This window comes from Pseudomonas sp. B10(2017) (genome assembly GCF_002113295.1).
Lineage (GTDB): Bacteria > Pseudomonadota > Gammaproteobacteria > Pseudomonadales > Pseudomonadaceae > Aquipseudomonas > Aquipseudomonas pudica.
In genome coordinates, this window is record NZ_NEJU01000029.1 from 41499 (window position 1) to 50648 (window position 9150).

Consider the following 9150-nt stretch of genomic DNA (forward strand, 5'->3'; position numbering starts at 1 on the left):
CATGAGTGAACAGAACCTGATCGAAGTGCGCGACCTGGCGGTGGAGTTCGTCACCGGTGACCAGGCTCACCGCGTGGTGAACGGCATCAGCTTCGACATCCGCAAGGGTGAGACGCTGGCACTGGTGGGCGAGAGTGGCTCGGGCAAATCGGTCACCGCGCACTCGCTGCTGCGCCTGCTGCCCTATCCCCTGGCGCGCCACCCCAGCGGCAGCATCCGCTATGAGGACAAGGACCTTCTGCAGCAGAACGAGAAGACCATGCAGCGCATTCGCGGCAACCGCATTGCGATGATCTTCCAGGAGCCGATGACCTCGCTGAACCCGTTGCACTGCATCGAGAAGCAGATCAACGAAATTCTCCTGCTGCACAAAGGCCTGACCGGCAAGGAGGCCACGGCGCGCACCCTGGAACTGCTGGAGATGGTCGGCATTCCCGAGCCACGCAAGCGCCTGAAGGCCCTGCCGCACGAACTGTCCGGCGGGCAGCGCCAGCGGGTGATGATCGCCATGGCCCTGGCCAACGAGCCGGAACTGCTGATTGCGGATGAGCCGACCACGGCACTGGACGTGACCGTGCAGTTGAAGATTCTCGACCTGCTCAAGGAACTGCAGGCACGTCTGGGCATGGCCCTGCTACTGATCAGCCATGACCTGAACCTGGTACGACGCATCGCCCACCGCGTGTGCGTGATGCAGCACGGGCAGATTGTCGAGCAGGCCGAATGCGCCAGGCTGTTCAGCGCCCCGCAGCACCACTACACGCAGATGCTGATCAATGCCGAGCCCAGCGGGCTGCCGGCGCACAACCCGGTAGGCGCGCCGTTGCTGGAGGTGGCTGACCTCAAGGTCTGGTTCCCGATCAAGAAGGGCCTGCTGCGGCGCACGGTCGACCATGTGAAGGCAGTGGACGGGATCAACTTCAGCTTGCCGCAAGGGCAGACGCTGGGGATCGTCGGCGAGTCCGGGTCGGGCAAGTCGACCTTGGGTTTGGCGATCTTGCGGCTGATCTCCAGCCAGGGCGGCATTCGCTTTCATGGGCAGAATCTGGAAGGTCTCAACCAGAAGGCCGTGCGCCCGTTGCGCCGGGAAATGCAGGTAGTGTTCCAGGACCCGTTCGGCAGCCTGAGCCCGCGCATGTGCGTGGAGGACATTGTCGGCGAAGGGTTGCGCATCCACCGCATCGGTACCGCGCAGGAACAGGAAGCTGCAATTATTGCGGCCCTGGAGGAAGTGGGGCTGGACCCGCGCACGCGGCATCGCTATCCACATGAGTTTTCAGGCGGGCAGCGCCAGCGCATTGCCATTGCCCGGGCGTTGGTATTGAAGCCGGCGCTGATCCTGCTGGATGAACCTACGTCGGCGCTGGACCGCACGGTGCAGCGGCAGGTGGTGGAGTTGCTGCGCAATCTGCAGCAGAAATACAACCTGACCTACCTGTTCATCAGCCATGACCTGGCGGTGGTCAAGGCGTTGAGCCACCAGTTGATGGTGATCAAGCATGGGCACGTGGTGGAACAAGGGGATGCGCAGGCGATCTTCCATGCGCCGCAGCATCCGTATACCCGGCAGTTGCTGGAGGCGGCGTTCTTGGAAGTGGATGCGGCTAGTTAGCTTTTGACCGCGCCGGCTTCAAGCCGTGCGCTATCCCTGTGGGAGCTGGCTTGCCGGCGATGGGCCGCAAAGCGGCCCGCTTTCGGCGAGGTAAAAAACAGACTTATCCCCTTCCTTGCAGGCCATTTCCCAAACATACTCCTGCCGCGTGTTTTCCGTTGCGGCTGCTCTGGCTGGGCTCCAGTCTCGGTTGGTCGCTGAAGATCAGCGATACAGCTTTGACAGGCTGTGACGGTTAATTCACGCAGGCAGTCTCCGCTTCATGGTGGCTGTGCGTGTGGGCACGCTTGCGTGCGCCGGAACTTTTGCGTGATTAACCACCGGTCTGTCAACCCACGTACAGCTGCCACCTGACTGTTTGACAGCAGGCAGATGGAGGCCCCCAGAGGTTAATCACGATGTTGAAGTTTGTCCCCGATCCACTCCCACTCCATCCCCTCGAAGTCGCTCTGCTCCAGGTGCTGACGCTCGCCAAACCCAAGACTTGCACCAAGGCTGATTAATATGTCGCCAGGGCCGGCCCTTTCGCGGGCACGCCCGCTCCCACAGGGTCACCACAGGCTTCAAGACTTGCGCAGTACCTGTGGGAGCGGGCGTGCCCGCGAAGAGGCCGGCCCAGGCAGTCGAGAATTTTGAGGGGATTCAAAAATGACCAAAGAAGACACCCAATTCACTGTCGGTAAAACCACGTTCTACCAAGGCGAACACGGCACCCACCCACTTTTCCGCATAGAGCCCGGCATCCCTGCCGCGATGCCCGCGAGCAATCCTCAGAGCTGATGGGCTATGTACGCGAACTGACCATCACCGGCCTGATGGACGAGAAACCGATGATGATCTGGGCTGCCCACTACCTGAGTGCGATGGCCAAGGCGCTGATGGATGATGCCGAGCTGGGCATGATGCGCTGATTGGCATCACAGGCCATAACGCACATATGGGAGCGGTCTCGTGTCGCCAAAGGGCTGCAAAGCAGCCCCGGCGATTTATGCTTTCATGCAGAAATCTGGGGGCCGCCCTGCGGCCGTTTCGCGACACAAGGCCCTCCCCACGAGAGATTGCACACCCCGGGAGGCCGGCGCCAGCTGGCCTACGTAGATGCAGCTCAGAGCCGGCCCAACAACTCCTGCCGCTCGCGCCAGATCTCCTGTACAAAGGGGTCGGTCACCCCATACAGCCCATGCCCCCGACGCATGATCAGGTTAGCGGCCAGCAGTTCGTTGGCAACCGGCTGTATCTCTTCGACACGCACTTCACGCCCCACAGACTTCGAATACTCGGCCGCCGCTTCGTTGGAGAATACCCCACGCGCATCGCCTTCGACCGATGCGATCCGGGCAAAAATCGCCTCAGCCAGGACGCCCAGCTCCTCTACTTTCATCAGTTCCAGGTCAGCAGCCGCCGACCGCAGCGTTGATGCGATTACCGGCAGCACCTCATCCGGCCCCATCCCGGACGCAGGTGAGTGAACCAACTGCCGAAGTGCACGAATGAACTCCTCGGGCCTGCTGCCCAGCGTTTTGAATGCCTGTGCCGCGACATCCAGCGACGGCAAGTTGCCCAGGCCATCTTTTGCGAGCCGCTTGAGCCAGAATTCGACATAGTCCCTGTCCAGCACCGGATACGGCACGTTTGTGGCACCGGCAAAAGCTTGGTTACGCCGCGCGGTCAACTCGTTGACCATCGCCCGGTGAGAGCCGGTACCGATGAACAGGAAGTGCCCTGGCGTGTTCGGGCGCGGATTGATGGCATCGCGCGCAGCCTTGAGCGCCAGCATCATCTGCTGGCCGTCCTCGGTTGTGATTGCCTGCTGCACCTCGTCGACGACCAGCACAACGTCAGTCCTGGCCTGGTCCACAACCTCGGTCAGCGCTTCCGCAAGTGTGACACCGCCCTCTGTGCCCAAGGTTTCCAGGTTAAAGCCAAACTTCAGCCCAGCCACTTCGACCTCCGCGCCACGCAGGGCCTTGAGTTTCTGCAAGAAAGCCGAGGTAGGTTTCTGAAGATCAGCAAGGGCTTTACGCACTGCGGCGAGGACCAGCACGACCGGGCTGGTCTGGGTATCACTCCAGAGGTCGACATAGATCACCAATGCACCCATTTCCTCCAGTGCAGGGATCAAGTCGTTCTTTAAAAAGGTGGTTTTGCCAGTCCTGCGCAGCCCGGAGAAAAACAGCCCTGATCTCAAGCCGATATTCAGGGCGGACGGTTTCAACAGCTGCCTGGCCATGTCGGCAGCCAGTTCACGGCGCGGGAAGATGTCGATCATGGCTTTATCCGAAATTATTGAATACCAATAATTATTGGCAGAGAATAATTTAATGTAAAGGCGTACAGGCAGGTCGGTTCGAAAGCCATCATCAAATTTTCTGACAACAATCGTCTTCCATCATCAGCCAGATCGGGCATAAATTCTCCACCGTCAACCCCAGCAGCAACGGTAGAGCCCCATGTCCAGCCCACAACACCAGCCCGCCTCCCCTGCCCTGACCACGCTGATCCAGCGCTCCGGCCTGCCCAGCCCGTCGCTCACCGAAGCCCAGGCACATGCCGTGCTGCAGACGCACTACGGCATTGCCGGCAACCTGACGGCACTGGGCAGCCAACAGGACCTGAACTTCCGTGTAGACGCACCACAAGGCCGTTTCGTGCTCAAGGCCTGCCACGGCAGCTACGCCCAGCTGGAGCTCGAGGCCCAGCACGCGGCCCTGGCCTACCTGCGCGAACAGGGCTTGCCAGTGCCCGCCGTGCGCCCGGCCAGCGATGGCCAGATGCTGCTGGCGTTGGAAATAGACGGGAAACCACTGCGCATGCGCCTGCTCGACTACATCGAAGGCCAGCCTTTGACCCGCCTCAAGCACATGGAACCACGCCTGATGGCCGAACTCGGCGGGCTCTGCGCGCGGCTGGACAAGGCCTTGGCCACTTTCGACCACCCGGGCCTGACGCGCACCCTGCAATGGGACCCGCAACATGCCCAGGCACTGATCCAGCACCTGCTGCCCGTGCTGCGCAACGCCGAGCAACGCGCCCGCATCGAGCGGGCCACCCAACTGGCCGCCGAGCACCTGGCGCCGCTGATCGACCAGCTGCCAAGCCAGGCCGTGCACCTGGACATCACCGACGACAACGCCGTCTGGGCCCGCGATGGCGAGCGCCAATGGCAGCTGCAAGGGGTGATCGATTTCGGCGACTTGTTGCGCACCTGGCGCATCGCCGACCTGTCGGTGACCTGCGCTGCATTGTTGCACCACGCCGAGGGCGACCCGCTGCGCATCCTGCCGGCCGTGCGTGCCTACCAGGCGCTCAACCCTCTGAGCGAAGCCGAACTGCGGGCGCTGTGGCCACTGGTGCTCAATCGCGCTGCCGTGCTGGTGCTGAGCAGCGAACAGCAACTTGCCGTCGACCCCGGCAACCAGTACACCCGCGACAACATCGCCCATGAATGGGAGATCTTCGACACTGCCACCGCCGTGCCTTACGCGTTGATGGAAGCGGCCATCCTGCAAGCTGCTGGCCTGCAGCCAGCCACGCCGGACCTGAGCGGCTGCGCCCTCCTGCTGCCGGACCTGGATGGTCAGGCAGTGACGCGCGTCGACCTGGGTGTACTCAGCGTGCATTGCGAGGCGGGCAACTGGGAGCAACCAGGCTTCGACCAGCACCTGCTGACCACGCAACCGGCCCCTGCCTGCAGCCTGCACGGGCAGTATCGCCTGTCGCAAACCCATATCGACCGCCCCGAAGAGCCTGCCACCTGTGCTCTGGGCGTAGAGCTTCATGTACCCAACGGCAGCCTGGTGCAAGCGCCAGATGCAGGTACCTGGCAACGCCATGGCGACGGCCGTGGCTGCCTGCGCAGCGCGCACTGGGCGTTGTGGCTGCGAGGCCTGGAAGATGTGCCTGCAGATGGCCAGGCCGTGGAAAAAGGCCAGTCGCTGGGTAGCAGCTGTGGCTTCCTAAGCGTGCAGCTGAGCCTGGATAGCGGCATTCAGCCGCCGTTCTTCGCCGCCCCATCCCAGGCTGCCGCCTGGCTGGCCCTGTGCCCGTCGCCAGCTGCGTTGCTGGGCTTCGACTGCAATGCCGAGCCGCTGCCTGACCCACAGGCCCTGCTGGCTCGCCGCGATGCCAGCTTCGCCCGCTCGCAGAAGCACTACTACGCGCAACCACCTCACATCGAACGCGGCTGGCGCAACTACCTGATCGACATGCAGGGCCGCTCGTACCTGGACATGCTCAACAACGTTGCTGTGCTGGGCCACGGCCACCCGCGCATGGTAGCCGAGTCGGCACGGCAGTGGTCGCTGCTGAACACCAACTCGCGCTTCCACTACGCGGCCATCACCGAGTTCTCGGAACGCCTGCTGGAGTTGGCACCCGAAGGCTTCGACCGGGTGTTCATGGTCAACAGCGGCACCGAAGCCAACGACCTGGCGATTCGCCTGGCCTGGGCCTACAGCGGTGGGCGCGACCTGCTCAGCGTGCTAGAGGCCTACCACGGCTGGTCAGTGGCCACCGATGCCATTTCAACTTCCATCGCCGACAACCCGCAGGCTTTGGAAACCCGCCCGGACTGGGTGCACCCGGTCGAGGCGCCGAACACCTTCCGCGGCCGCTTCCGTGGCGCCGACAGCGCCACCGACTACCTGCGCGACCTCGACGCCAAGCTGGCTGACCTCGATGCCCGTGGCCGCCAGCTGGCAGGCATCATCTGCGAGCCGGTGTACGGCAATGCCGGTGGTATTTCGTTGCCGGCCGGTTACCTGCGCGAGGCCTATGCCAAGGTCCGCGCCCGGGGCGGTGTGTGCATCGCCGACGAAGTGCAGGTCGGCTATGGCCGCCTGGGCGAGTACTTCTGGGGCTTCGAGGAACAGGGCGTGGTGCCCGACATCATCACCATGGCCAAGGGTATGGGTAACGGCCAGCCACTGGGCGTAGTCATCACCCGCCGCGAGATCGCCGAAGCGCTGGAGGCCGAGGGCTACTTCTTCTCCTCGGCCGGCGGCAGCCCGGTCAGTTGCCGCATCGGCATGGCGGTGCTGGATGTGATGCAGGAGGAAGGCCTGTGGGATAACGCCAGAAACACCGGGCGCTATTTCAAGGCGCGCCTGCAGGCACTGGTGGACAAGCACCCGCTGGCCGGCGCGGCACATGGTTCGGGCTTCTACCTGGGGCTGGAACTGGTGCGCGACCGCGCAACGCTGGAACCGGCAACCGAGGAAACCATGGCCCTGTGCAACCGCCTGCGTGACCTGGGCATTTTCATGCAGCCGACCGGCGATTACCTGAACATCCTCAAGATCAAGCCGCCGATGTGCACCACCCGGGCGAGCGTGGACTACTTTGTCGACAGCATTGATCGGGTGCTCTCCGAAGACCTGTAAAGAATTGCGAAGCTGGCCGAGGAGTGTTCATACTTTTCGGCCACAACGCTTCCTCGTCATCAGGTTTACTGACAATGGCCTTTACCAGCGACTCCCTGGCAATCTTCCTCGCGGTGCTGGAGGCAGGCTCGTTCTCTGCCGCCGCGCGCAAGCTGGGGCGTGTGCCTTCGGCCGTGAGCATGGCCATCGCCCAACTGGAGGCTGAGCTGGACCTGGTGCTGTTCGACCGGGCCACGCGCAAAGCCTTGCCCACCAGTGCCGCCCTGGCCCTGGAGCCCCAGGCCAGGCAGGTGATCTGCCAGCTCAACCTGCTCGACGCCCAGGCCCTGCAACTGCACAAGGGCCTGGAAAAGCGCCTGACCATCGCCATGGCCCCCGAGCTGCAGACCGGCCGCTGGAGCCAGCCGCTGGAAACCCTCGCCCAGGAATTTCCCAGCCTGGAAATCGAAGTGCGCTCGGCCACCCAGGCAGAAGCCATTCGCCTGCTGCATGACGGCAGCGTGCAACTGGCACTGGTCTTCGAACGGCCTGGCATCGACGAGCGCGAGTCATTCCTGGAGGCCGGCAGCCAATTGCTGGTGGCCGTCGCCTCCCCCCGCCATCCAGCCGGGCAGAACAACGGCATGCCGTTGCCGGAAGAGGCGTTCGCCGAACAGCGGCAAATAATCGTGGCTTCGGGCAAGGCCACCGGGTCGGACCCGCGCATGGTGCTGTCGCGGCGCATCTGGCTGACCGACAGCTACCTGGCCACGCTGGACCTGGTGCAATCGGGCCTTGGTTGGGCCTACCTGCCGCAGCCGTTGGTCGAGCCGTTGATTGCTTCGGGCGCGCTGGCGGAAGTGCGCTTCGACAACATGGCAAGCCGGTTGCGCTTGTGGGTGGACATCATCTGGGTCAAGTCGCGCCCGTTGGGCCTGGGCGCCCGGCGTTACCTTGACGTGATGCGCCAATGCTTTGAAACGGAATCCCCTAGGTCCTGAGCGATACGACCACCTCGTCCGAAAGCGAAAAATCCTACAACTGGTTAGGAAGCCAATAACTACCTGCAGTATTGATTCCCCGTTAGGTTTCTGCTCGCCATCAAGAAGAAAAGGAACTTCTCATGTCGAGCCAGTCCGCGCAGGGCTACGTGCAGTCGGTCGATCACTTCGCCACTCGGCAGCGCAAGCCACAAGAGGCCCTCTACCTTTTACTCGACCCATTCGCTGGTTGCCCCCCTGAGCACCCGCTAGGCATCGCTGCCCTCAGCGAAGCGCTGGGTAGTGATGCCGTAACGCGCGTCGACTGCAGCGGGCTGGTGCAGGATCCCGAGTGCTGGCCAGCTCTGGTGCGGCTTGCCAAACCCGGGGATGCACCAACAGCCCTTGCCCCATTAAGCGCGACCTGCGCCGCTCGTGAATCAGCGGCTACCTGGCACTACGTGTGTGGCTGGCTGATCAGCGATCAACCCGCCGCCCTCATCGCCCAGCACATCAGCCAGCAGTGTCAGGTGCTGCACCAACCAAAACCACACGGCATCACCGCCTGGTTCGAACCCGTGCGGATGGCGCTGTTGCGCGCGACTCTGAAAAACGCGGGCGAAGTCCTCGGGCCGGTTCGCAGCTGGCTACATCCCGATGGTTGTGGCAGTTGCGAGGTATTCGAGCGGAAACCCATGGCTGGCGAACTGGCCGTCCCCGAGGCCGTGAGGGCGACCCAGCATGTTGCACCACAGATCATTCAACTGCTCTGTGCCTGGCATCGCCTGAGTGCCGTGCAGCATCCCCATGCACTCTGGCACTTCGCAGGCACATCAGGCTTGCCGGAAAACGCACCCACCCATGCCATGAACCTGATCCTCAAAGCCTTCAGGCAGGGCCTGCGCGACCGCGCCGATATCCAGTGCATGTGCCTGCACATGCTCATGATCCACCCACTGCTCCTTCAGCACCCGACCATCCAGCACGACGTGGAGAAGGCAGCTGCCGGCGAGCAACGCCTGGCGGACCGCTTCGCCAGCTACGACGACTGTACCTGGTCTCACATCGTCGCCGGCCTGCCGCAGGCAAGGAGTTACTCATGAGCATCAGCAAAACCATCCACATCGCCATGCAGGAAGAAATCCCCAACACCTACGGCACCTGTAACGCCTGCGGACGCTCCGGCCTGCCAATTCTG

Annotated in this window: 5 protein-coding genes and 1 pseudogene; 5 read left to right on the forward strand and 1 reads right to left on the reverse strand. The window is 63.0% G+C overall.

From position 1 onward, the window contains the following. Position 1: 1 nt before the first annotated feature. Together CAF92_RS24735 and CAF92_RS24740 are read left to right on the forward strand one after the other, a co-directional pair. A complete protein-coding gene (locus tag CAF92_RS24735; RefSeq protein ID WP_046615573.1) occupies positions 2-1612 on the forward strand; it encodes an ABC transporter ATP-binding protein in 1611 nt (536 codons plus the stop codon). Positions 1613-2260: 648 nt separating this feature from the next. Then, positions 2261-2523: pseudogene (locus CAF92_RS24740) on the forward strand (DUF3077 domain-containing protein). 194 nt (positions 2524-2717) lie between these two features. Here the strand turns inward: CAF92_RS24740 and CAF92_RS24745 are convergent. Further along, complete coding sequence (locus CAF92_RS24745) at positions 2718-3881, reverse strand: ATP-binding protein (RefSeq protein ID WP_085602206.1); 1164 nt, start codon at positions 3879-3881, stop codon at positions 2718-2720. A 181-nt stretch (positions 3882-4062) separates the two neighbouring features. Here CAF92_RS24745 and CAF92_RS24750 point away from each other — a divergent pair, with 181 nt between their 5' ends. From CAF92_RS24750 to CAF92_RS24760, 3 genes are all read left to right on the forward strand, one after another. Beyond that, positions 4063-6993: an aminotransferase gene (locus tag CAF92_RS24750; protein ID WP_085602207.1), complete on the forward strand. Its 2931-nt coding sequence runs from the start codon at positions 4063-4065 to the stop codon at positions 6991-6993. A 74-nt stretch (positions 6994-7067) separates the two neighbouring features. Then, positions 7068-7973: a LysR family transcriptional regulator gene (locus CAF92_RS24755; protein WP_025339945.1), complete on the forward strand. Its 906-nt coding sequence runs from the start codon at positions 7068-7070 to the stop codon at positions 7971-7973. A gap of 122 nt (positions 7974-8095) precedes the next feature. Then, on the forward strand, positions 8096-9055 hold the full coding sequence (locus tag CAF92_RS24760) for a hypothetical protein (RefSeq protein ID WP_085602208.1): 960 nt from the start codon (positions 8096-8098) through the stop codon (positions 9053-9055). Positions 9056-9150: the final 95 nt, after the last annotated feature.